At 71.2% G+C, this 23220-nt stretch carries 22 protein-coding genes; 10 read left to right on the top strand and 12 right to left on the bottom strand.

The window, feature by feature from the left end; all coding sequences use genetic code 11:
• Positions 1–43 precede the first annotated feature (43 nt).
• On the top strand, positions 44–1993 hold the full coding sequence (locus AB0B90_RS09770; RefSeq protein ID WP_362921951.1) for an alpha/beta fold hydrolase: 1950 nt from the start codon (positions 44–46) through the stop codon (positions 1991–1993).
• A gap of 199 nt (positions 1994–2192) precedes the next feature.
• Here AB0B90_RS09770 and AB0B90_RS09765 read toward each other — a convergent pair whose 3' ends face one another.
• The 8 genes from AB0B90_RS09765 to AB0B90_RS09730 form a co-directional block, all read right to left on the bottom strand.
• Positions 2193–2330: a hypothetical protein gene (locus AB0B90_RS09765; RefSeq protein ID WP_350944053.1), complete on the bottom strand. Its 138-nt coding sequence runs from the start codon at positions 2328–2330 to the stop codon at positions 2193–2195.
• A 301-nt stretch (positions 2331–2631) separates the two neighbouring features.
• A complete protein-coding gene (locus tag AB0B90_RS09760; RefSeq protein ID WP_362921948.1) occupies positions 2632–3405 on the bottom strand; it encodes a hypothetical protein in 774 nt (257 codons plus the stop codon).
• Positions 3405–4331: a DUF692 domain-containing protein gene (locus AB0B90_RS09755; protein ID WP_362921946.1), complete on the bottom strand. Its 927-nt coding sequence runs from the start codon at positions 4329–4331 to the stop codon at positions 3405–3407. Before AB0B90_RS09755 ends, AB0B90_RS09760 begins: the two co-directional genes overlap by 1 nt.
• Positions 4332–4474: 143 nt before the next feature.
• Positions 4475–5638: an acyl-CoA dehydrogenase family protein gene (locus AB0B90_RS09750; RefSeq protein ID WP_350944059.1), complete on the bottom strand. Its 1164-nt coding sequence runs from the start codon at positions 5636–5638 to the stop codon at positions 4475–4477.
• Positions 5635–6588 carry a hydroxymethylglutaryl-CoA lyase gene (locus AB0B90_RS09745; protein ID WP_350944061.1) on the bottom strand — a complete coding sequence of 318 codons (954 nt, stop codon included), beginning with the start codon at positions 6586–6588 and terminating at the stop codon, positions 5635–5637. Before AB0B90_RS09745 ends, AB0B90_RS09750 begins: the two co-directional genes overlap by 4 nt.
• Positions 6585–6758, bottom strand: coding sequence for a hypothetical protein (locus tag AB0B90_RS09740; protein ID WP_350944063.1), 174 nt, complete (start codon positions 6756–6758; stop codon positions 6585–6587). The genes AB0B90_RS09745 and AB0B90_RS09740 overlap by 4 nt, the downstream gene beginning before the upstream one ends.
• Positions 6755–8725: a biotin carboxylase N-terminal domain-containing protein gene (locus tag AB0B90_RS09735; RefSeq protein WP_362921943.1), complete on the bottom strand. Its 1971-nt coding sequence runs from the start codon at positions 8723–8725 to the stop codon at positions 6755–6757. The genes AB0B90_RS09740 and AB0B90_RS09735 overlap by 4 nt, the downstream gene beginning before the upstream one ends.
• 77 nt (positions 8726–8802) lie before the next feature.
• Positions 8803–10371 carry a carboxyl transferase domain-containing protein gene (locus tag AB0B90_RS09730; protein ID WP_350944066.1) on the bottom strand — a complete coding sequence of 523 codons (1569 nt, stop codon included), beginning with the start codon at positions 10369–10371 and terminating at the stop codon, positions 8803–8805.
• 118 nt (positions 10372–10489) lie between these two features.
• Here AB0B90_RS09730 and AB0B90_RS09725 point away from each other — a divergent pair, with 118 nt between their 5' ends.
• The gene (locus tag AB0B90_RS09725; RefSeq protein WP_350944068.1) at positions 10490–11089 is read left to right on the top strand and encodes a TetR/AcrR family transcriptional regulator; all 600 of its coding nucleotides are present in this window, start codon (positions 10490–10492) and stop codon (positions 11087–11089) included.
• A 6-nt stretch (positions 11090–11095) separates the two neighbouring features.
• On the opposite strand, the gene AB0B90_RS09720 is transcribed toward AB0B90_RS09725, so the two are convergent.
• Both AB0B90_RS09720 and AB0B90_RS09715 read right to left on the bottom strand, forming a co-directional pair.
• Complete coding sequence (locus AB0B90_RS09720) at positions 11096–11962, bottom strand: universal stress protein (RefSeq protein ID WP_362921941.1); 867 nt, start codon at positions 11960–11962, stop codon at positions 11096–11098.
• Positions 11963–12335: 373 nt separating this feature from the next.
• Entirely contained in the window at positions 12336–12971 is a 636-nt protein-coding gene (locus tag AB0B90_RS09715; protein WP_362921939.1) for a hypothetical protein, read from the bottom strand.
• 483 nt (positions 12972–13454) lie between these two features.
• Between AB0B90_RS09715 and AB0B90_RS09710 the strand changes: the two genes are divergently transcribed.
• Both AB0B90_RS09710 and AB0B90_RS09705 read left to right on the top strand, forming a co-directional pair.
• Entirely contained in the window at positions 13455–15671 is a 2217-nt protein-coding gene (locus tag AB0B90_RS09710) for a thiamine pyrophosphate-dependent enzyme (RefSeq protein ID WP_362921937.1), read from the top strand.
• Positions 15672–15807: 136 nt separating this feature from the next.
• A complete protein-coding gene (locus AB0B90_RS09705; RefSeq protein WP_350944075.1) occupies positions 15808–16275 on the top strand; it encodes a hypothetical protein in 468 nt (155 codons plus the stop codon).
• 47 nt (positions 16276–16322) lie between these two features.
• Here AB0B90_RS09705 and AB0B90_RS09700 read toward each other — a convergent pair whose 3' ends face one another.
• Positions 16323–17468 carry a magnesium and cobalt transport protein CorA gene (locus AB0B90_RS09700; RefSeq protein ID WP_350944077.1) on the bottom strand — a complete coding sequence of 382 codons (1146 nt, stop codon included), beginning with the start codon at positions 17466–17468 and terminating at the stop codon, positions 16323–16325.
• A gap of 10 nt (positions 17469–17478) precedes the next feature.
• The gene (locus AB0B90_RS09695) at positions 17479–17955 is read right to left on the bottom strand and encodes a nuclear transport factor 2 family protein (protein WP_350944079.1); all 477 of its coding nucleotides are present in this window, start codon (positions 17953–17955) and stop codon (positions 17479–17481) included.
• A 327-nt stretch (positions 17956–18282) separates the two neighbouring features.
• On the opposite strand from AB0B90_RS09695, the gene AB0B90_RS09690 reads away from it, so the two are divergent.
• The 6 genes from AB0B90_RS09690 to AB0B90_RS09665 form a co-directional block, all read left to right on the top strand.
• Positions 18283–18996: a M50 family metallopeptidase gene (locus AB0B90_RS09690; protein ID WP_350944080.1), complete on the top strand. Its 714-nt coding sequence runs from the start codon at positions 18283–18285 to the stop codon at positions 18994–18996.
• Positions 18997–19218: 222 nt separating this feature from the next.
• Positions 19219–19974 (top strand): histidine kinase, encoded by a 756-nt coding sequence (locus AB0B90_RS09685; RefSeq protein WP_362921934.1) that lies wholly within the window; start codon positions 19219–19221, stop codon positions 19972–19974.
• A gap of 118 nt (positions 19975–20092) precedes the next feature.
• Positions 20093–22741: a class III lanthionine synthetase LanKC gene (gene lanKC / locus AB0B90_RS09680; protein ID WP_362921931.1), complete on the top strand. Its 2649-nt coding sequence runs from the start codon at positions 20093–20095 to the stop codon at positions 22739–22741.
• 4 nt (positions 22742–22745) lie between these two features.
• Positions 22746–22877 (top strand): SapB/AmfS family lanthipeptide, encoded by a 132-nt coding sequence (locus AB0B90_RS09675; protein ID WP_350944086.1) that lies wholly within the window; start codon positions 22746–22748, stop codon positions 22875–22877.
• 54 nt (positions 22878–22931) lie between these two features.
• Positions 22932–23066 carry a SapB/AmfS family lanthipeptide gene (locus AB0B90_RS09670; protein WP_350944088.1) on the top strand — a complete coding sequence of 45 codons (135 nt, stop codon included), beginning with the start codon at positions 22932–22934 and terminating at the stop codon, positions 23064–23066.
• 52 nt (positions 23067–23118) lie between these two features.
• Positions 23119–23220: SapB/AmfS family lanthipeptide (locus AB0B90_RS09665; RefSeq protein ID WP_350944251.1), on the top strand; the 102-nt coding region annotated here is incomplete at its 3' end.

Genomic DNA, 23220 nt, shown 5'->3' with positions numbered 1-23220 from the left:
CGTGCCGAGGAAAGGGGGCCGATCACGGACGAGCCTGGAAAGCATGAACGCGGACCAACGATCCATCACACGCCGGGTCGCGGCGGCGCTCGTCGGCGCGGCAACCTGCGGGGCGCTTCTCGTCTCGCCGCTCACCACCCGGAGCGCCGCCGCCCACGACCACGACACATCCCAGACGATCACGCGGACCGGGACCGCGGAGGCGGCAGGAGAGACGAAGGACGCGGGCGGGTTCCGACATCCGTGTGCCGCCGCGAAGACCCGCTGCGACGGAGAGATGACGGTGCCCCTCGACTGGAACGATCCCGCGTCGGAGCGGATCACGGTGGCGTTCGCCTGGCTGCCCAGGAAGAACGCCGGCCGTCCCTCGGCCGGGACCATACTGGCCAATCCGGGCGGGCCGTCGCCGGCGCTCCCCGCGGTGCCGTCCCTGACCGAGGCGCTGGGACCGGTGCTCGACCGGCACGACCTCCTGGTGGTGGAGCCGCGTGGGCTGGGGAAGTCCAGCCCGCTGCTCTGCCCGGGGCTGGACCTGGAGCGCCGGGAGACCGTGAGCGCCTGCGTCGCGCACCTGGGTCCTCGCGCCCGGTTCTTCACCGCCGACCAGGCCGTCACCGACATGAACGCCGTCCGCGAAGCCCTGGGGGTGCCGAAGGTGACGTTCTACGGCATCTCGTACGGCACCGTGTTCGCCCAGGCCTACGCCACCCGCCACCCGGACCGCCTCTCCGGGGTGCTGCTCGACAGCATCGTGCTCACGGGCGAGGACGGTTACGTGACCACGCCGATCCGCTCCCGCGCCGACCTGCTCGACGTGGCCTGTGACCCCTCACGCGCCTGCCGCCGCCTGCCGGGTGATCCCTCCGGCCTCCTCTCCAGGCTGGTACGGCACCTGCGCGCCCACCCCGATCCGCAGCTGCGGCTCTCGTCCCTCATGAACCTGACGCACAGCCTCTACCTGCCGATGGTCGGCCGCGAGGCGAGCGCGGCCGTCGCCGCCTACCTGAACGGCGACCGGCTCCCGCTGCGCCGCCTCACACGAATGATCGACGAGGCACCGCGCCAGCCGCTGCGCGCGCCGGAACTGGCGGGCCTGCTCTCCTACGTGTGCGCCGACACCGCCTTCCCGTTCGAGCGCACCGCCCCGGCCGACGAGCGGCGACGCCGGCTGAACCGCTACTACGACCGAGAGCGCCCGTTCCGGCCGTTCGCCGTCACCGACCTGGCCGCACCGCCTCCGGCGAATTCGATCCTCGGCATGCAGGACGTCTGCGCCGACTGGCCGGCCCCTCGCGTCAGCCCGCCCGTGCCGCCGGGCGCGAAACACCCTCGGGTGCCGGTCCTCGCCCTGGGAGGGGACTTCGACTCCACCACCCCGGCGGAGGCCGCCGCGGTGACCCGGCGCTTCCCCGACTCCACCTTCTCCCGGGTACGCTTCGCCGGCCACAACCTCACCACCGGCGCCCTGGTGAACGAGTGCGTCCGCGACGCGACGCGCGCCTTCCTCACCGATCCGGACGCCTTCGACGACAAACCCCGCTGTGACGACGCGAACTACCGCGCCGTCGGCTCCTTCCCCGAGACCGTGGCGCGGGTGCCCCAGGCACGCGGCACCGACCTGCCCGCGCGGGACCGCCGGGTCCTCGCCGCCGCCTTCGCCACCGTCGCCGACGCCACCGCCAGGCGCAACCCGCTCAGGACCCCGCCCTGGGCGCCGGCCACACAGGCGGGCCTGCGCGGCGGCGCGCTGACGTTCGACGACAAGGCCGCCACCGTCGATCTGCGAGACGTCCGCTTCGTCGGCGACCTCACCGTGAACGGCGAGGTCCGCCTGAGCGGCGGCGACGCCACGGCCCGGCTCACCGTCACCGGTGGCGGCGGCGGATCCCGCGCGCTGGAACTGTCGTGGAAGCCCTTCCGCGCCGAGGACGACACCGCCGTCTCCGGCACCTTCGCGGGGCACGGCTTCACCGCGACGATCCCCTCGCACTGACCCCCTTTTCCGGCCCAGGACCCTCATGAGACCGGGACGTCTTTCCTCGGAATCGCCGTAGCCGGTGCTCGCGCGGCCGGGACACCCGTCGGCGAGACCTCCGTAACCGGTAACCATGCGACGGGAGGCAAGGGAGAAAAGGCCACGAGAGGCCCATACCCACCCCTTGCCTCCCGTCCGGCCGTCTCAGACGGCCGGCTCACACATCGGGGTCGTCGTGGCCGCAGCGACCACCGCCGCAACACGAGCGGCCCGTGGTCTCCCGGCCGTCGGGACCGGTGACGGCCTCGAACACGAACTCGGGTCCCCTGTTCTCGCGAGTGGTGTCATCGTTCACGATGTTCCTCCGTTCGCCGACGCCTGCCGGGGCAGGGCGGGATGACGGCCCGATGCCGGGCCGGCTTCTCCGCGATCCGGCACACCGGGTGGCCGGACGCGGAGGATCGATGGCGACCGCCCGCAGGAGGTCGCGCCCCGGATGCCGGGGCGGGGGCCGGTATCGGCGGAACGGGGTCCGCACGCGCGTCTCGTCCAGCCCTGCCGGTCACGATCGGCACCGCCTTCCACCTCGCGGTGACGCCCCGTCGGGATCTCGCGAGAGTCGACAAGGATCCTCCCGCCGGGCGACGCGTGCGGAGTCAGGGTCGCGGCCACACCAGACCGGCCACTACCAGCTGGGTGAGCGTTTCCGCGGCTCGGGCGCGGTCGCCGCCCACCGCGGCGATCACCTGGACGGCGTCGCGGGTGCCGTCGCAGCGGGCCAGCAGCGTGGCGGTGCCGTCTCCGATCCGGTAGGCCCGCAGAAGGGGCGCCCGCCATCGGCGCTGCAACAGCACCCGCGTCGTCGCGGCGGGCAGCTCACCGATCGGCGGCCCGGCGGTGACGTCATGGGTGTACGTCCCGATCCGGACGGCGGCCGACAGCCGCAGCGCCCCGGTCACGGTCCGGCCGCCGGGTTCCGCCATGGTGGCGGCCTCGCGGGCGGCCAGCGCCGCGTCGCGGTCGTGGACCAGCGTGGCGCGCGCCAGCTCGTAACGGGCGTAGGCGGCCAGCCGCGGTGTCGCGTGGACCGCGAGCCAGGCCGTGAGCCGTTCGGACTCCCAGATACCGAACGGCCGCTCCGCCGGCTGCGGGCGGCGTACGACACCTCGGGCGAACTCCTCCCACAGGGCGCGGTGACCGCCGGTGAGCTCGGCGACCGTCTCGGGCAGGCAGGTGGCGATCGCCGACCGCAGCTTGCCCAGCACGCCGGCGCGCGTCACCCGGTAACCGCCGACCGCGGCACCGGCCAGCATGGCCAGCTCGGCCTCGCTCAGCCCGTACCGGAGCCGCAGCCTCTCGGGGTCCTCGCGCAGCAGCGCGGACTCACCCTCGCGGGTCAGCATCGCCGCGAGCGCGTCCTGCACGCCCATCAGGTGCCTCCCGCCGGTTGTGCCGCCCCGCCGACGGGTCGTCGGCCGGACGGTTCGTCGGCGGGGCGGGAGCGCAGGACGGTTCGCGCGCGGTCGATCTCGGCGAGCAGGTCACCGAAGTCGTCGGGGAAGTTCTGGTCGCGTTCGACCAGGGTGGCGTTGAGGTGCGTACGGGACACCAGCTCCGCCAGCAGCCCCCACACCCGGGCCGGGATCGCGGCACCGTGGCTGTCGAGGGACAGCCGCTCCCCCTCCTCGTCGACGCCCCCGTCGACGCCCCCGTCGACGCCCCCGTCGACGCCTCCGGCCAGATGCACCTGGACGACCCGTTCGACCGGGATGGCGTCGAGGAACTCCAGCGGGTCGAAGCCGTGGTTGCGCGCGTTGATGTCGAGGTTGGCCAGATCCAGCAGCAGGCCGCACTCGCAGTGCTCCATCACCTCGGTGATGAACTGCGCCTCGGTCAGCGGGGTCGCCATGTCCACGTAGTAGGTGATGTTCTCCAGCAGGAACGGCCGGCCCACCGCCTCCTGCACCCGCCCCGCCCTGCGTCCCAGCCGCCGGGCGACCTCCCTCGTCCTCGGCAGCGGCACCAGCAGCCCCACGTCGACGCTGCCGGTGCGGGTGAAGGACAGGTGGTCGCTGAACCACGGCGCGTCGACGTCGGCCACCAGCGCGGCCAGCGCCTCCACGTACGCCGCGTCCGGCTCCCGCTCCGAGCCGATGGACAGCTCCAGCCCGTGCGGCACGACCGGGAACCGGCCGGTCAGCCCTCTCAGCCGCTCACGCTCGTCGGCCGGGGCGAACAGAAAGCGCTCGGTGATCACTTCCAGCCAGTCGATCCGATCGGCGTGCGCCTCGATCTCCTCGGCCAGCTCCACGCGATGTCCCAGCCCTGATCCCAGTGCGGGCAACCCTGTCAGCATGTGGTTCTCCCATCACTTCGCAGTGATGTTCACCGGCACTTCGCAACCGCCGTACCCGCAGCGTGCCCGACGGGGTCCCGAGCCACGCCGGGCCGCCTCGTCAAACTTCCGCAAAGCGCGCCGACCGGTCCCCCGCAACGGGGTCAGAGGCCGGAGAGCCCCATCTCCCGCGCGATCAGCATCCGCTGGACCTCGCTGGTGCCCTCGCCGATCTCCAGGATCTTGGCGTCGCGGTAGAAACGACCGACCGGGTACTCGTTCATGAACCCGTAGCCGCCGAAGATCTGGGTGGCGTCGCGGGCGTTGTCCATGGCGGCGTCGCCGGCGACGAGCTTGGCGATCGCGGCCTCCTTCTTGAACGGCTCGCCCGCGAGCATCTTCTCGGCCGCGTGGTGGTAGGCGAGGCGGGCGGTGTGGGTGCGGACCTCCATGTCGGCGATCTTGAACTGGATCGCCTGGTAGTGGCCGATGGGGTGACCGAACGCCTCGCGCTCGCGGACATAGCGCAGCGACTCGTCCACGCAGCCCTGGGCCAGGCCGGTGGACAGGGCGGCGATCGCGACGCGGCCCTCGTCGAGCGTCTGCAGGAACTGCGCGTAGCCGCGTCCGCGCTCGCCGAGCAGGTTGCCCGCGGGGACCCGGCAGTTTTCGAAGGAGAGCTCACGGGTGTCGGAGCAGTTCCAGCCCACCTTGGAGTACTTCTTCGAGACGGTGAGGCCCGGTGTGCCGGACGGCACCAGGATCGTGGAGATCTCCTTCTTCCCTCCGGCCCGCTCGCCGGTGATCGCGGCCACGCCGATCACGCCGGTGATGTCGGTGCCGGAGTTGGTGATGAACGCCTTCGTACCGTTGATCACCCACTCGTCGCCGTCGAGCACCGCGGTGGTCCGCATGCCGCCGGGCACGTCGGAGCCGCCGCCGGGCTCGGTGAGGCCGAAGGCGCCGAGCATCTCGCCCGAGGCCAGCCGGGGCAGCCACCGGGCGCGCTGCTCGGGCGTGCCGAACCGGTAGATCGGCATCGCGCCCAGCGACACCGCGGCCTCGACGGTGATCGACACGCTGGAGTCCACCCTGGCCAGCTCCTCCAGGGCCAGGCAGAGCGCGAAGTAGTCGCCGCCCATGCCGCCGTGCTCCTCGGGGATCGGCAGCCCGAACAGGCCCATCGCGCCCATCTGCCGCACGATGTCGTAGGGGAACTGCTCACGCTCGTAGAGGTCCCCGATCACCGGGGCCACCACGTCGCGGGCGAACGCCTCGACGGTCTTGCGAAGCTCCTCGTACTCCTCGGTCAGCTTGGGCATGATCACTCCTCGGCGTTCTCTGCGGTGGTGCGGGACGGGTGCTCGCCCAGGGCCTGGACGACCCGCGACGGGCTGGGGCGGCCGAGCCTCGCGGCGAGCCAGGTGCTGGTCTCCACCAGCGCGGCGAGGTCAAGCCCGGTCTCGACGCCGAGGCCGTGCAGCATCCAGACCAGGTCCTCGGTGGCGAGGTTGCCGGTGGCGCTCTCGGCGTACGGGCAGCCGCCGATGCCTCCGGTGGAGGCGTCGACGACGGTCACGCCCTCGCGCAGGGCGGTGAGGGTGTTGGCGAGGGCCTGGCCGTAGGTGTCGTGGAAGTGCACCGCGAGCCGGTCCGGGCCGCCGAACGCCTCGATCAGCGCGGCGACGTGGCCGGGGGTGCCGACACCGATGGTGTCGCCGAGCGACAGCTCGAAGCAGCCCAGGTCCAGAAGCCTGCGCCCGACGGAGACGACCTGTGCGACGGGCGTCGGCCCCTCCCACGGGTCGCCGAAGCACATCGAGACGTACGCCCTCACCTTCAGGCCGTGCTCCAGCGCCCGCGCGACGACCGGCTCGAACATCGCGAACTGCGACTCCAGCGTCCGGTTGAGGTTCCTGCCCGCGAACGTCTCGGTGGCGCTGGCGAAGATCGCGATCTCCTCGACGCCGTGTTCGAGCGCGCGGTCGAGGCCGCGCTCGTTGGGGACGAGCACCGGGTAGCGCACGCCGGGAACCCGTTTCATGCCCGCCAGCAGCTCCGAGGCGTCGGCGAGCTGGGGCACCCACTTGGGATGGACGAAGCTGGTGGCCTCGATCACGCGGTGCCCGGCGGCGGCGAGCCGGGCGACGAACTCGGCCTTGACCTCGACGGGAATCACCGCGGCCTCGTTCTGCAGCCCGTCGCGCGGCCCGACCTCGTAGATCGTGACCCGTTCCGGCAGCCCCGCGGCCTCGACCCTCTGTGGCCGGCGCATCATTCCCCCCTCACCGGTTCGTGCCTCGCGGTCCCCGTGGCCGGAATCCCGACCTCGGCGACCCGTCCGGCCGTGACTCCGCCGTCGTCGTGGGTCACGGCCCATCCGGTCGTCCGCGTCGCGACCTTCCCGCGTTCCCGTACGGCCTCCGCGACCTGAGCGGAGACCGTCACGACTCCTCCTCGCGGACCACGGCGAGCACGGCGTCCATCGCGACCGCCTGGCCCGCGCGGACCCGCAGCTCGGCGACGACCCCGCCGATCGGCGCGGTCACGGTGTGCTCCATCTTCATCGCCTCCACGATGAGCAGCGGCTGCCCCTCGGCGACCCGCTCCCCCTCGCCCGCCTTCACCACCAGGACGGTGCCCGGCATCGGGCTGCGGACCAGCCCGTCACCCGCGCCTCCCGCGCCGGCCCGGTCGCCGGGGTCTCCCAGGTGGTGGCGGGTGAGCGCCCAGGCGTCGCCGTCGCGGCCGAGCCAGACGACGTCGCCGTCCCTGGCGACGGCGTAGCGTCTCGCGGTCTCGCCGAGAGTGACGAGCAGGTCGCCGTCCTCGCCGCCGCTCTCCTCGGTGAGCCGTGCCCGCACGGCCTCCGCGCCGGGCAGGCGGACCTCGGCCCCCGAGGCGGGCAGGCCGCGGACCCTGATCTCGCAGACCCCGTCGCGGCTCTCCAGCCGGTGGACGGTCCAGGCCGCCTCGCCCAGCCGCCAGCCGTCGGGGACGTCCCACGGGTCGGCGGGCGTGCCCGCGGGCGCGTGCTCGCGGTGCAGCACCAGGGCGGCGGCGGCGAGGACGTCGGCGGGGACGTCCTCGCGGGAGACGAGCTCGTCGAGGTGGCGCTCCACCAGACCGGTGTCGAGGTCTCCGGCGAGGACGGCGGGGTGACCGACCAGGGCCCTCAGGAAGGCGATGTTGGTGGGCACCCCGAGTACGGCCGTCGCCGCGAGCGCGCCGTCGAGCCGCCGCAGGGCGGCCGTCCTGTCCTTGCCCCAGGCGATGACCTTCGACAGCATCGGGTCGTAGTCGCTGCCGACCAGGCCCCCGGCCATCAGTCCCGAGTCGACCCGCACCCCCGGTGGCTCGCGCAGCGCGAGGACCCGGCCGCCGGTCGGCAGGAAGCCCCGGGAGGGGTCCTCGGCGTAGACGCGGGCCTCGACGGCGTGGCCGACGAGGCGTACCTCGTCCTGGGTGAGCGGGAGGGGCTCACCGGCGGCGACCCTGAGCTGGAGTTCGACGAGGTCCAGGCCGGTGACCAGCTCGGTGACGGGGTGCTCGACCTGCAGGCGGGTGTTCATCTCCATGAAGTAGTAGTCGCCGGTGGCGCCCTGGACGATGAACTCGACCGTCCCCGCGCCGGTGTAGCCGACGGACCTGGCGGCCTCGACCGCCGCCGCGCCCATCGCGGCCCTGGTCTCGGCGTCGAGGAGCGGCGACGGCGCCTCCTCGACGATCTTCTGGTGGCGGCGCTGAAGACTGCACTCGCGTTCGCCCAGGTGGATGACGCCGCCGTAGGCGTCGGCCATCACCTGGATCTCGATGTGCCGGGGGTTCTCCACGAACCGCTCGATCAGCAGGGTCGCGTCGCCGAACGCGGCGGCGGCCGTGCGGCGGGCGGACGCCAGCGCCTCCGGCAGCTCCGCCGCGGAGCGCACGAGCACCATGCCCTTGCCTCCGCCGCCCGCCGACGGCTTGATCAGCGCGGGGAAGCCGACCCGCCCGGCCGCCTCGGCCAGGTCGTCGCCGGGCTCGGCGCCGCCGGGCACGACCGGCACCCCGGCCGCCGAGACGGTGGCCTTGGCGCGGATCTTGTCGCCCATCGCCTCCACGGCCTCCGGCGGCGGGCCGACGAAGACGAGCCCGGCCTCCGCGCAGCGCCGGGCGAAGTCCGCGTTCTCGGCGAGGAAGCCGTATCCGGGATGCACCGCCTGGGCGCCGGTCGCCGCGGCGGCGGCGAGGATGCCGTCGGCGTCGAGGTAACCGCCGGCGAGCCGCACCGCGACGTCGGCCTCGCGGACGTGCCGCGCCCCGGCGTCGGCGTCGCTGTGGACGGCGACCGAGCGGATGCCCAGCCTCCGGAGAGTGCGGGTGATCCGCAGAGCGATCTCGCCGCGGTTGGCGACGAGGACGGTGTCGAACATCCGGCCCCCGCGCGGCGGCGACGCGTGTGCCGAGGAGGTCTGGTGAGTCGAGTGGGCTGAGTGGGTCATGGGTGCGGTCACATCCGGAAGACGCCGTAGCCGACGGGTTCGAGGGGGGCGTTGGCCGAGGCCGACAGGGCCAGGCCCAGGACGGTACGGGTGTCGAGGGGATCGATGACCCCGTCGTCCCAGAGGCGGGCGGTGGAGTAGTAGGGGTTGCCCTGCTCCTCGTACTGCGCGCGGATGGCGTCGGGGTCGGCGTCGCCCACGGTGGACAGGACGTTGGCGGCCTGCTCGCCGCCCATCACCGAGATGCGCGCTCCCGGCCACATCCACAGGAACCGGGGCGAGTAGGCGCGCCCGGCCATCGCGTAGTTGCCGGCCCCGAACGAGCCGCCGACGACCACGGTGAACTTGGGCACCCGGGCGCAGGCGACGGCGGTGACCATCTTCGCGCCGTGCTTGGCGATGCCCCCCGCCTCGTACGCCCTGCCGACCATGAAGCCGCTGATGTTCTGCAGGAACACCAGCGGGGTGTTGCGCCGGTCGCACAGCTCGATGAAGTGGGCGCCCTTGAGCGCCGACTCGCCGAACAGGATGCCGTTGTTGGCGACGATCCCGACGGGGTGGCCGTGGATGCGGGCGAACCCGGTGACGAGCGTGGCGCCGTACTCGGCCTTGAACTCGCCGAACCTGCTGCCGTCCACGATCCTGGCGATGATCTCGCGGACGTCGTACGGGGTGCGGGTGTCGGCGGGGACGATGCCGTACAGGTCGCGGGGGTCGTGCGCGGGCTCCTCGGAGGGCACGCGCTCCCAGGGGGAGGGCGTGCGCGGCGCGAGGGTGGAGACGATGTCGCGGACGATCCGCAGCGCGTGGCGGTCGTCGTCGGCGAGGTGGTCGGTGACGCCGCTGACGCGGGCGTGCAGGTCGCCGCCGCCCAGCTCCTCCGCGGTGACCTCCTCGCCGGTGGCGGCCTTCACCAGCGGCGGGCCGCCGAGGAAGATCGTGCCCTGGTTGCGGACGATCACCGCCTCGTCGCTCATCGCCGGGACGTACGCGCCGCCCGCGGTGCAGGAGCCGAGGACCGCGGCGATCTGCGGGATGCCGCGCGCGGACATGGTCGCCTGGTTGTAGAAGATCCGGCCGAAGTGCTCGCGGTCGGGGAAGACCTCGTCCTGTTCGGGGAGGAACGCGCCTCCCGAGTCGACGAGATAGACGCACGGCAGGTTGTTGTGGAGGGCGACCTCCTGGGCCCGCAGATGCTTCTTGACGGTGATCGGATAGTAGGTGCCGCCCTTGACGGTGGCGTCGTTGGCGACGACCACGCACTCGCGCCCCGAGACACGGCCCACCCCGGTGATGATCCCGGCGGCGGGGGCCACGTCGTCGTACATCCCTCCCGCGGCCAGCTGGGAGAGCTCCAGGAAGCGTGAACCGGGGTCGAGCAGCGAGTCGACGCGGTCGCGGGGCAGCAGCTTGCCCCGGGAGACGTGCCGGGCACGCGACTTCTCGGGGCCGCCCAGCCCCGCCACGGCCAGGCGCTCCCTGAGGTCGGCGACCAGACGCTCGTTCACCTCGGCGTTGCGTTTGAAGCCCTCACCGCCCGGATCACAGGCGCTCCGCAGCACCGGCCAGCCACTCATACGAGCCTCCCCGTCCGCTCCGCCCGGATCATCCGATCCGCCCCGGCGCTGCCGTCGCCGGGGCACCGATGCCCGACTTCACCGCAGATGTTAGTCATTATTAACGTTACCGTCTACCATGCGAGAGGTGACGACCGCTCAGTCCCCTGCACGCACCCGTGGCTCCCGGCGCGCGGAGATCCTGGACGCCGCCGCGGAGCTGTTCGCCGCCCGCGGCTTCCACGGCGTCTCGATCGAGGAGATCGGCGGCGCGGTCGGCACCTCGGGCCCGGCCCTGTACCGCCACTTCAGCGGCAAGGACGCCCTGCTCGCGGAGATGCTGCTGGATGTCAGCGAGCGCCTGCACACCTCGGGCGCGCGCCGCGTGACCGAGGCCGCAGACGCGGAGCAGGCACTGGACGCCCTGCTCAGCTGCCAGATCGAGTTCGCGCTCGGCCACCCCGCACTGATCACCGTGCACGACAGGGAGCTCGGCAACGTGCCCGAGCCCGCGCGCCGCCGGATCCGTCGGCTGCAGCGGCTGTACGTCGAGGAGTGGGTCACCGTGCTGAGCGAGCTCTACCCCGCGCGTTCCCAGGCCGGGCTGCGCGCCGCGACCCACGCCGTCTTCGGACTGCTCAACTCCACCCCGCACAGCGCGGGCGAGCTGCCGCCCGCGGCGATGGCGGAGCTGCTGCGCGGTATGGCACGTGCGGCGCTGGCCGCCTCCCAAGGTTAAGGGTCGCTAACCTCTGGCGGACAGCTCCGCCCAGCTGGACGGACTCCACGCCTGCGAGGGGGTCACCACGACCGTGCACGGCGCCTCGCTCAGCATCACCCGGCAGACCGGGCCGATGGCGGGATCCAGCGGATCGTGGTGCTCCCGGTCGGGGACGACCAGCAGGTCAGAACGGTCGGCCGCGTGACGGAGCGCCTCGACGTGAGGGCGTGTCTCGATCATCGTCTCCACCACGACCGTGGGATACCTCTCCTCCCACACCGAGACGCTGGTGTTGAAGTGGACGGCCGCCGACCTGAGATCGCCGGCGTCCTCGGAGCAGAGGCAGATGATGAGCAGCGTCGCCCTGCGCAGCCTCGCCTCCTCGAAGGCGATGGCCAGCTCCTGCGAGTCGACGGCCGCGTCCTCCACCGCGATCGCCACGCGGCCGACGCGCTGGTGGCCCGGCCTCCTGACGACGGCCACCGGGCAGCGGGCGTGCGCGGCGACCTCGACGGTCGAGCCGATCCGCAGTTCCTCGGGGTCGCCCGCGCCACGCGGGCCGATCGCGATCAGCTCCGCGTCGTTCGACAGGCCCACCAGGGCGGCGGCCGGGGTCCCCTCCACCAGTCGCCCGTGTATGGACGCCCTGGGTGCCATCTCACGCGCGGTCATCAGCCCGTTCTCCAGGACGCGCCCGCCCATCCGCCGTACGACCTCGGTGGTCTCGGGGGCGAGGGAGAGCCTGGGGTAGGGCCACTGCCAGGCGTGGCAGACGAGCAGCGGGAGAAATCTCAGGCGGGCGTCCTCGACGGCCCATCGCAGGGCCAGGCGGCTCTCCGCCGAACCGTCGTATCCGACGACCACCGGTCGCCCTTCGTCCCGTACCGGCATGGTGGCTCCTCTCCCGCGTCACTCCTTTCCATCCTTCTCCGAGTCCGCCCGCCGAGAAGGGCACCCTTCCACAAGACTCTTCCTGTTTTGCGGCGCGCATCGGCAAAGACGCCTTCTCCCGCCCGGGGGCGGGAGGGCGATTGAAGACCGGCCGGGGCCGGGAGGGGTTTCGCGCGGGCCGCACGGCCGCGCGAATCTGCCGGAGTGGCACGGCGGCCGGTCACCGGCACGGTCATCCGTAACGTCGCCGTGTCTTGTCCGCGTCTCACCCGCGTCTCCCTCGCGCGGGACGGTCACGGGCATGGGACCGTCACCGGCGCGAGCCGATCACAGGTGCGGGCACGGGACGGTCACGAGCACCGGCGTGAGCCGGTTACAGACACGAGCCGGTCACGGCCACGACGCCGGTCGGCGCACAGAACGTTCCCGCCCATGCGGCGACGGCCGACGTGACCGCGAGCGGCGTGCCCGGCGCGGCGAAGATCACCGGCGTCGATACGACCTGGACCGGCGGGACGGTCACGGGCGGCGCGACGCCGACCGGCGGGGTGGTGTCGACCGGTGGAGTCGTGCCAGGCGGGGTCGTGCCAGGCGGAGTGGAACCGGGCGGGGTCGTGTCGGGCGGGGTCGTGTCGACCGGTGGAGTCGTGCCAGGCGGAGTGGAACCGGGCGGGACGACGCCGGGCGGGGTCGTGCCGGGCGTGAGCGACGCGTCGGGCGGCGGCGGAGTCCCGGGCACCGCGGCCGCGGGCACCGGAGCGGTTCCCGGTACGGGCGGAGGCGGCGTCGCGACCGAGGGCGCCGACGCGGACACCGGTGCGGACAGCGGCGCCGACGCGTTTCCGTACGCCGGTGCGCTCCCAACGGCCGGCATCCCGGAAACCGGCGTGTCACCGGAAAGCGCCGTGACGGACCTCGCCGTATCCGGAGACGGTCCGGCGGCGTGGGCGGCGGCCGGCAGCATGACGACCGCCCCCACCGCCCCGGTGAGAATCAATTTTCCAAGCATGCGCGTCTCCACTCATGTGACTGATGCGATGGACGTGAACTCCGAAGATGCTGGCAGCCGCAGTATCCGCCGATGGCAAAGAGACCCTCCGCGAGAAGTCCGCAGGAGGAACGGCTTGTGGCAACAGGGGCGCGAGATACCCATGGATCGGAACACAAGGCAGGAAACGAATGCGCTCACCCTGTTCGGGGCTTCCGCCCTTCTGACCCGACTCATCCTGCCCGGCAGGCCCGGTGTCGGATTCCCGTGTCAGAGCCCTGCGCCGGCTGTGTCGCGCCGGGGTTCCGGCGTCAAGGCCTCACCCTGGGGACCGGCGTGAAGTATCCGGCTCCGACGTTCCCGTTCATTCGTCGAACGGGCCGTAAAATCACGTCTGACAATGCGTCATGAATACTGGTTAAACATGATCGGTCCGCCATCTCGTCGCCATCAAAGATGTCAAGGTTGGGGACGGCGTCCGTCGATGGGGGACATAATCGGGCTGTGGCGCGCGACTCTGTTGAGACCCATTTCACCGACGCCGTGAGTGCCCTTTCCCCCGGCACACCGCGCGACCCCGGCCTGCCCGTGCGGGAGGACACCACCCTGACCGGGGCCAGGTGCCGCGAGCTGTTTCAGTTCCAGCTCGGCAGCAGGCTGCTGGACGTCACCGCCCGCTGGCTGCGCGAGCAGGGCGAGGGGTTCTACACGATCGGCTCGGCCGGGCACGAGGGCAACGCCGCGGTCGCCGCCGCGTCGCGCGTCACCGATCCGGCCCTCCTGCACTACCGGTCGGGCGCCTTCTACCTGACCAGGTCGGCGATGGCGGGACGACTGCCCGAGGAAGGGCTGCGCGACGTGCTGCTCGGCCTGACCGCCTCGGTCGAGGAGCCGATCGCGGGCGGGCGGCACAAGGTCTTCGGCCACCCGGACCTCGCGGTGATCCCCCAGACCTCCACGATCGCCAGCCACCTGCCCCGCGCGGTGGGCGTGGCCTTCGCCATCGAGCGCGCCCGCCAGCTCGGCGTACCGGGGCCGTGGCCGAGCGACGCGATCGTGATCTGCAGTTTCGGCGACGCCTCGACGAACCACGCCAGCGCCCTGTCGGGCCTCAACACGGCCGCCTACGGCTCATACCAGAAGCTGCCGCTGCCGATCCTCTTCGTCTGCGAGGACAACGGCCTGGGCATCAGCGTGCGCACCCCCGACGGCTGGGTCAAGGCCGCCCGCCACCCGTTGATGAGGTATTTCGAGGCCGACGGCTGTGACCTGGCCGACGTCCACGACATGGCGCTCGCCGCCACCGACCACGTCCGCACGCACCGCGCGCCCGCCCTGCTGCGCGTGAGCACCGTCCGGCTGATGGGCCACGCGGGCTCGGACGTGGAGCTGTCGTATCGGACCAAGCGGGAGATCGACGCCGACCTGGCGCGCGACCCGCTGGTGGCGACCGCCAGGCTGCTCGTCGAGGCCGGCCTGACCACTCCCGACGAGCTGCTGCTCCGGTACGAGACGACGCGCGAGCACCTGTTCAAGATGGCGATGGAGAGCTCTCGGCGCCCTCGGCTGATCTCCGCCTTCGACATCGTGGAGCCGCTCGCCCCGCGCACCCCCGCGGCCGTCGCCGCGGCCTGCACCGAAGTGGCGGCCACCGACGTCAGGTCGAGGGCCTTCGCCGGCAGGCTCCCCGAGCGGGAGGGCCCGCTGACCTTCTCCCAGGCCGTCAACCGCACCCTCGCCGACTCCCTGGCCGCCCACCCCGACGTGCTCGTCTTCGGCGAGGACGTGGCACGCAAGGGCGGCGTCTACGGCGTCACGCGCGGCCTGCAGAAACGCTTCGGCGCCGGCCGGGTGTTCGACACCCTCCTCGACGAGCAGTCCGTGCTCGGCCTCGCGCTCGGCTCGGGGGTCTCCGGCCTGCTGCCGGTGCCCGAGATCCAGTATCTGGCCTACCTGCACAACGCCCTGGACCAGATCCGGGGCGAGGCGGCGACGCTCCAGTTCTTCTCCCAGGGAGCCTTTCGCAACCCGATGGTGGTGCGCGTCGCCTCCTACGCCTACCAGAAGGGCTTCGGCGGCCACTTCCACAACGACAACTCCATCGCCGCCCTGCGCGACATACCCGGCCTGGTCGTGGCCTCCCCCGCCCGGCCCGACGACGCCGCCTCGATGCTGCGCACCTGCCTCGCCGCCGCCCGCGTCGACGGCAGCGTCTGCGTCTTCCTTGAGCCCATCGCCCTGTACAACACCCGCGACATGTTCGAGGAGGGTGACAACGGCTGGCTCGCCCCGTACGCCCCCCCGGCGCGATGGGCGGAGACGCACATCCCGATCGGGCGCGCCCGCGGCTACGGCGACGGCCGCGACCTGACCATCGTGACCTTCGGCAACGGGCTGCGGATGAGCCTGCGCGCCGCGGTGAGGCTCACCGCGGAGGGGCACAGCTGCCGGGTCCTGGACCTGCGCTGGCTCTCCCCCCTCCCGGTCGAGGACCTGATGCGAGCCGCGGAGCTGACCGGCCGGGTGCTGATCGCCGACGAGACCCGCCGCACCGGGGGCGTCTCGGAGAGCATCGTCGCCGAGCTGCTCGACGCGGGTTTCACCGGCAGGATCGCCCGGGTGACCTCCTCGGACAGCTTCATCCCCCTGGGCGAGGCGGCGAGGCACGTGCTGCTGTCGGAGGCCGAGATCGAGGCGGCCGCCCGCAAGCTGCTCGGCTGACCACCCTCGCTTTTCGAAATCCCGGAATCGACCTCACCGCATCAGCGGAGCGTGTTCAATTGGTAGCACGCCGTCACAGATCGCGCCTCTGGTTCGTCGGCAGGTCAGCCCCTCATTCCCCCGACCAGGAGATAGCATGCCCGACGTGGCGACGAAGAGCACCGGTCAGCGCGTGGTGCACCTGGAGGCCTGGGCCTTCAGGACGGACACGGACCTGGCGGATATCAAGGAGACCCTGCACGATCTCCCCAAGATCATCCGCGAGGAGGTCATGACCTACGCCGCGCCGATGTTCGAAGAGGTCATGAACCGGATGGCCACCAAGGAGGATCTGTCCGCTCTCGCCGTCAAGGTCGACACCTTGGAAACCAAGGTCGACAACCTCGACGTCAGAGTCCGCGACCTCGACATCAAGGTCGACAACCTCGACGCCAAGGTCGACAACCTTGAGGTGAAGATGGACGCCCGGATGGAGTCCTTCGAAAGCCGGATGAAGTCCATGGAAGGCCGGATGGACGCCTTCGAAGGTCGGATGGACGCCTTCGAGGTCCGAATGGACTCCATGGACGGCAAGCTGGACCTGATTCTGACCAAGCTCGGCTGAGCCTCGCCGATGGGCCTCGGGCCGGTGGCCCGGGGCTCACGACGGGTTCACAGCCAGTCTCGGCGTTTGAACACCAGATAGAGGGTGAGGCAGACGCCCGCCATGAGCATGACCGCGAAGGGATAGCCCCACGCCCAGTGGATCTCGGGCATCACGTCGAAGTTCATGCCGTAGATGGTGCCGACGAGGGTGGGGGCGAACAGGATCGCGGCCCACGCGGAGATCCGCTTGACCTCCTCGTTCTGGGCGTTGCTCGCCTCGGTGAGGTTGGTCATGTGCTCGTTCTGGGCCTGGGCCACCATGGTCGAGTTGACCACGAGGATGTCGTGGAGCATCTGGCGGAAGCCGCTCACCCGCTCGGCGACGGTGATCGCGTGGTCGGCCACGTCCCGCAAGTATCTCTGCAGCTCCTGGTCCACCCCGTACTTGTCCGCGCCCGCGATGAAACCCTCGATCATGCCCAGGAGCGGCTGGGTGGCCCGCTGGAACTCGATCACCTCGCGCGACAGCTCGTAGATGCGGCGGGAGACCCCGGGTTCGTTGCCGAAGACCTGGACCTCGATCTCGTCGATGTCGTTCTGCAGGCCGGCGACCACGGGGGCGTAGCCGTCCACGACCGCGTCGAGGATGGCGTAGAGCACCGCCTGCGGTCCCTGGCCGAGCAGTTCGGGGTCGTGCTGCATACGGCGGCGGACCTGGGACAGGTCGGGAGCCTCACTGTGCCGTACGGTGATCACGAAGTTCTTGCCGACGAAGACGTGCAGCTCGCCGAAGTCGACCTCCTCGGCCTCGTCGAGGTAGCGGGCCGGGCGCAGCACCACGAACAGGGTGTCGCCGTAGCGGTCGGCCTTGGGGCGTTGGTGGGCGACGATGGCGTCCTCGACCGCCAGCTCGTGCAGGTCGAACTCCTCGGCGACGTTGAGGATGACGCCGTCCTCCGGCCGGTAGAAGCCGATCCAGGCCATGCTGTCCGGGGTGTTCTTCAGGCGGTCGAACGCCTCGGGCAGCGACTCGGGGGTCGCCGCCCGATGACCGTTGACGTAGATCGCGTTGTCGATGACGCGCGAACGGGGCGGGGGCGGCCGCTCCTCGCCGGCGGACCTGGGGTCCATCGATCGCTCGGGAGACTCCCGACCGGTGCCGGAACGCCCGCGCATCAGGCTCCGCAGGCCTCGCACTCGCCGGTCGGTCACACGTCTCTCCTCATCGGGCGCTCATGAACTCCTGCAGCGACCGCATCGCGGTGGCACGGATCTTCGCCCTCAGCATCGGGGTCCAGCCGAGGACGATTCCGACCGGCCGGCCCATCGCCATCTTGGACCAGCGCCTGAGGTCGAAGTCGTCGTGGTGGCGGACGATCAGTCCGTCCTCGAAGCGGAAGAGGGCGTCGACCTCGTTGACGACCCTCCTGCCCCTCTCGCCGAAGGTGTAACGACCGGTCCAGTGCGCCGTGCCCTCGTACGGGCGCACGGTGATGTCGCGTACGGTCACGGCGAGGTCGGGGCTGCGGCTCAGCAGCATCCGCCACATGCCCATGACCTTGTCGCGTCCTTCGAGGTCCTGGAAGACGGGATCACCGAAGGTGACGTCAGGGTGGTAGCAGAGCTCCATCGCGTCGGCGTCGCGGCGCGCGAATGCCTCGTAGAACGTCTTGATGAGCTCGGCGTTCCGATCGTTCACGAGTTTCTCCCGACCATCAATGTCCTGCCGACCGAGTGTAGTGCGCGGAGGAGCCAAGGAGATTGTCCGCGTTTTGCCAGTACAGCGCATGGATCCGGTCGTCGCCAGGCCTGCCGGGCGCGTGGGGCCGAGGGGCGTACGGATGGGGGACGTTCGAGAGGTCGCCGCCGAGCGGGATCCCTCCGGTCCGGCCCGGTCCTCGCCGGCGGGCGGACCCGCCCGCGGCCGCGAATTCCGGCATCATATTCGGCACGGTTCCGACTTTATCCCCAGCACACCGGCACTCGTGGGACGCTTTACTCTCACGCCGCGAAGGAGAAACGAGCGTTGTCCGACCTCTGGGTGACCCTGACCACGTCCCGTTCCGGGCCGCCCCTGTGGGTTGTGCTGCTGTCCGCTCTGGCCGCGCTGGGCGTGGTGTCGTGGTCCACCTCGTGGCAGCTGTCGCGAGGGCTGATCACCATCGCCCACGAGGGCGGGCACGCGCTGGTGGCGCTGCTCACCCGGCGCAAACTGGAGGGCATCCGGCTGCACTCCGACACTTCGGGTGTCACCCTGACCAGGGGAAAGCCCCGAGGGTTCGGCATGATCCTGACCGCCGCCGCCGGATACGTCACCCCGTCCCTGCTGGGACTGGGCGGAGCGTGGCTCACCTCCTCCGGCTATGTGGCGGTGCTGATCACGATAGTGATCGGGTTGCTGTTCTGCATGCTGCTGCTGATCCGCAACCTGTTCGGTGTGGTGAGCCTGCTCGCCACCGGAGGCGCGATCTTCGCCTTCACCTGGTACGCGGCGCCCGACATGGACGCGGTCCTGGCCTATCTGGCCGTGTGGTTCCTGCTGCTGGGCGGCATCCGGCCGATCGTGGAGCTCCAGCGCAAGCGGCGTCGCCACCAGGCGCCCGATTCCGACGCCGACCAGCTCGCCAGGCTCACCTTCCTGCCCGGCGGATTCTGGGTCTTTCTGTTCCTCGTGGTGGCGGGCGCGTGCCTGGTGGCCGGAGCGTACCTGCTGCTGCCCTCGGCGCTCGGGCTCATCTGAGAGATCCCGCTCGATACTCCCGCCCGCGTCCCCACGCGGGAAGCATGGCGATCACGATTCGCCGACGAAGCATTAGATGGGCTATATCACCGCATTTCATGCTGATTTCCTGGCGGTCCTCGCCTGCCGCCTCATGTCGCGGAACCACGCCTCTTGATTGACATTTAACGACTTTTTTGAGTTTATTAGCGGGAATATCATTTCTCCTGCGAGAGGCGTTCCATGCCCCACCCCGCTTACCTCGTCGGAGCGGTCGGAACGGGCATCCTGCTGGTCTCACTGGGCGCGACACTCGTTCTCGCCCTGCGGATCAGACGGCTCCACGCCGAGCGGGAGCGGGCACTCAGCAGAGCGTACGAGAGATTCGCCCGCGACATGCACGACATCGTGGGGCACTGGCTCTGGCTGGCGTCCATCAAGGGAGAGCTGGCCCACAGGAAGGCGAACGGCGACGCGCGCCTGCGCGAGGAGCTGGAAGAGGTGTTGCAGGCGGTGCGGCAGGCCGCGCACGCCGTACGGAACGTGTCGGAGGCCGCCCGCCGGCTGTCGTTCTCCGGCGAGGTCACGCGGGCCAGGACCCTGATGGAGGGCTTCGGGGCCTACTGCTCGGTCCGGGTCGACGTGGACGAGCTTCCCGAGGTGGTGAGCACCGCGCTGGGCGCGGTGGTCCGCGAGGGCGTGACGAACATGCTGCGGCACAGCCGGGTGAAGCGGTGCGCGATCGAGCTGGTCGAGTACGACGGCCGGCTGCGCCTCACCGTCGTCAACGACGGGGCTCCCCGGCAGGAGACCCCCTCCACAGGCGCCTTCGGGACCGCCTCCACCGGCAACGGCGTGGACAACCTGGGTCACCGCGTGGGCGAGCTGGGCGGCACGGTTCGGGCGGTCGGCGGCACGGACGGGTGGTTCACGCTGATGGCCGAGATTCCCACTAATTTTCCCGAATCATATTCACGTTTGCCACAAAAGCGCAGGTAGCGCACATCGTCATGGTTGACACTGTGAGTTTCGCATATACGACTGGTTTAGTTTGTAACTAGTGGTTTCTCGGGTTATCCGTAATTCTCTCTTCTGGAAGACAGCAGGGGAGAATGTGGTGGATGACCAGTATGAGCTTTATTGCCTGGCCGACCCGCTTTTTTATGACACGCTTGACGGCCGCCGGGGTGATCACCCCGATTTCGCGCTCGCTACCCGAGATGTCCCGGACGGCTGGCAGCACCAGGCGACCGACACCTGGATGCACTACGCGCCGCTCGACGGTCGCACACCCGCCCAGGGCTGGAAGATCCACGTCTCCGCTCGCGCCGAGGACGCCGACCGCGCCATAGAGGCGGTCTGGGACTACTGCGTCCCCCGCGGCATCGCGTTCAAGTTCCTGCGCAGCCTGCCGGTCATGACCATGTTGAACTCCAAGGCCGCCCCCCGTGGCTCCAGCGGGAAGCTCGTGACGATCTACCCGGTGGACGAGGCGCAGCTGGAGCTCACCCTCAAGGAGCTCGACGAGCTGCTCACGGGCGTCGAGGGGCCCTACATCCTCAGCGACCTCCGCTACGGCCAGGGCCCGCTCTTCGTACGGTACGGCGGCTTCGCCGGACGGCGCTGCCTGGCCGACAGCGGCGAGCTGGTGCTGGCCATCGAGGACGGCGAGGGCCGGCTCGTCCCCGACGTGCGGGAGCCCTCCTTCGGCGTGCCGTCCTGGGTGACGCTGCCCGCCTTCCTCGAACCCCACCTGGCGGCCCGCAACGCGGTCACCACCGAAGGGCTGCCGTACCGGGTCGAGAGCGTGATGCAGTTCTCCAACGGCGGCGGCGTCTACCTGGGAGAGGACCTGCGCACCGGGGAGCGGGTCGTACTGAAGGAGGCCCGCCCGCACGCCGGCCTGGACGCCGCCGGCCGGGACGCGGTGGCGCGGCTGGCGCACGAGCGCGACATGCTGGAGCGCCTGTCCGGACTGGACGCGGTGCCCACACTGGTCGACTACTTCACCCTGGGCGGGCACCACTTCCTGGTCGAGGAGTTCGTCGACGGCAACCCGCTCCAGCGCCAACTCGTGCACAAATACCCGCTCACCAGGGCGACCTGCGACGAGGCGGCCATCGCCGAGTACACCGCCTGGGTGCTCGACATACTTCCCAAGGTGCGCCGGGCGGTCGAGTCCCTGCACGAGCGCGGGGTGGTCTTCGGCGACCTGCACCCGAACAACATCCTCGTGACCGAGGACGGCCGCCTGACCCTGATCGACTACGAGGTGGCGACCCTCACCGAGGACCGCGGCCGCGCGGCGCTCGCCCACCCCGCGTTCGGCGCCCCGGCCGACCGGCAGGGCGTCGACGTCGACCTGTACGCCCTCTCCTGCCTCTGCCTCGGGCTCTTCGCCCCCCAGCTCACGATCATGCTGCCGCTCGACCGCGCCAAGGTGACCGAGCTGGCCAGGCTCATCGGCGAGACCTTCCCCGTGCCGCGCGAGATGCTCGACGAGGCGGTCCTCACCGTCGCGGGCCCCGAACCCGCTGCGGCCACGCCCTACCCGAAACCGGGACGCGACAGCTGGCCCCGGCTCAAGGAGGCGATGACCCGGGCCATCCTGGCGAGCGCCACCCCCGAGCGCGAGGACCGGCTCTTCCCCGGCGACGTCGCCCAGTTCCAGCCCGGCGGCGGCGTCAACCTCGCGTACGGCGCGGCCGGCGTGCTCTACGCGCTGGCGAGCACCGGAGCCGAGCGCCGTCCCGAGCACGAGGACTGGCTGCGCGCGAAGGCGCTCGCCCCCGCCCCGGGGACGGGGATCGGGTTCTACGACGGCCTGCACGGTGTGGCCTACGTCCTCGACCTGCTCGGGCACCGCCAGGACGCGATCGACACCGCCGACCTGTGCCTGCGCCAGAAATGGGAGGCGCTGGAGCTCGGGCTGTTCAGCGGCCTGGCCGGCATGGGCCTGAACCTGCTCCACCTGGGCCGGACCACCGGCGAGCGGACCTTCACCGAGGTGGCCCTGCAGATCACCGGCATCTGCTCCGACAGGCTGGGCGGGCCCGAGGACGTACCCCAGGTCAGCGGCGGCGTCCACCCCCGGGCCGGGCTGATGTACGGCTCCTCCGGGCCCGCTCTTCTCTTCATGCACGCCTACGAGCACACCGGCGACGCGTCGCTGCTCGACAGGGCCGCCGTGGCGCTCCGGCAGGACCTGCGGCGCTGCGTCACCGGTGAGGACGGAACCCTCCAGGTCGACCAGGGCTGGCGTACGCTGCCCTACCTGGACGAGGGGTCGGTGGGCATCGGCATCGTCCTCGCCCGTTACCTCGCCCACCGGGAGGACGAGGACCTGCGCGCCGCGCTCGACGGCTGCCGGCGTGTCACCCGGGGACGCTACTTCGTGCAGTCCGGCCTGTTCACCGGCCGGAGCGGCATGCTCGGCGCCCTCGGCTGGGGTCTGGGCCCCGAGCCGGACGCCTCCCTCACCGACCACACCGATGTGGCCGAGCAGCTCCGCGGGCTGGCCTGGCACGCGCTGCCCCACGGCGGCGGGCTCGCCTTCCCCGGTAACCAACTGCTCAGGCTCTCCATGGACTTCGCGACCGGCACGGCCGGAGTCCTGTTCGCGATGAGCGCCGTGCTGCACGACCGGCCGGTGTTCCTCCCCTTCATCGAGCCGCCCGGCGACACGAGCACCCCGTCAGGGGTGTCCGCGCACGAACCCGCCGGGCGGTTTGGCCCCCACGACACATCGACATCGAAGGAGGTGTAACGACATGGTCCTTCTCGACCTGCAGTCCCTGGAGGCCCCCACCGGCGGTGGTGGCGGTGGCGGCGGCAGCACCCTCACGGTCCTGGGCTGCCAGTCCGGCAAGCCCAGCAACCTGAGCGTCGCCCTCTGCCACTAGGCATCCCGGTTTTCCCGATATCGGTTCGGTTCCCACCAGAAGTGAGGCAATCCCATGGTCCTTCTCGACCTGCAGTCCCTGGAGACCCCCGGCGGCGGCCACGGCGGCGGCGGTGGCGGCAGCACCCTCACGGTCCTGGGCTGCGAGTCCGGCAAGCCCAGCAACCTGAGCCTCCTGCTCTGCCACTAGTCCTTCCCCGTTCCACACAACCCGTAGAACCCGTAGAAACGGAGCAACTTCGATGGTTCTTCTCGACCTGCAGTCCCTGGAGACCCCCGGCGGCGGCCACGGCGGCGGCGGTGGCGGCAGCACCCTCACGGTCCTGGGCTGCGAGTCCGGCAAG

The sequence above is a fragment of the Streptosporangium sp. NPDC049078 genome, from assembly GCF_040648855.1.
In the GTDB taxonomy this organism is placed as follows: Bacteria; Actinomycetota; Actinomycetes; order Streptosporangiales; family Streptosporangiaceae; genus Streptosporangium.
Note: the sequence above shows the minus strand (reverse complement) of the source record. Positions and strands in the feature narration are given on the sequence as shown.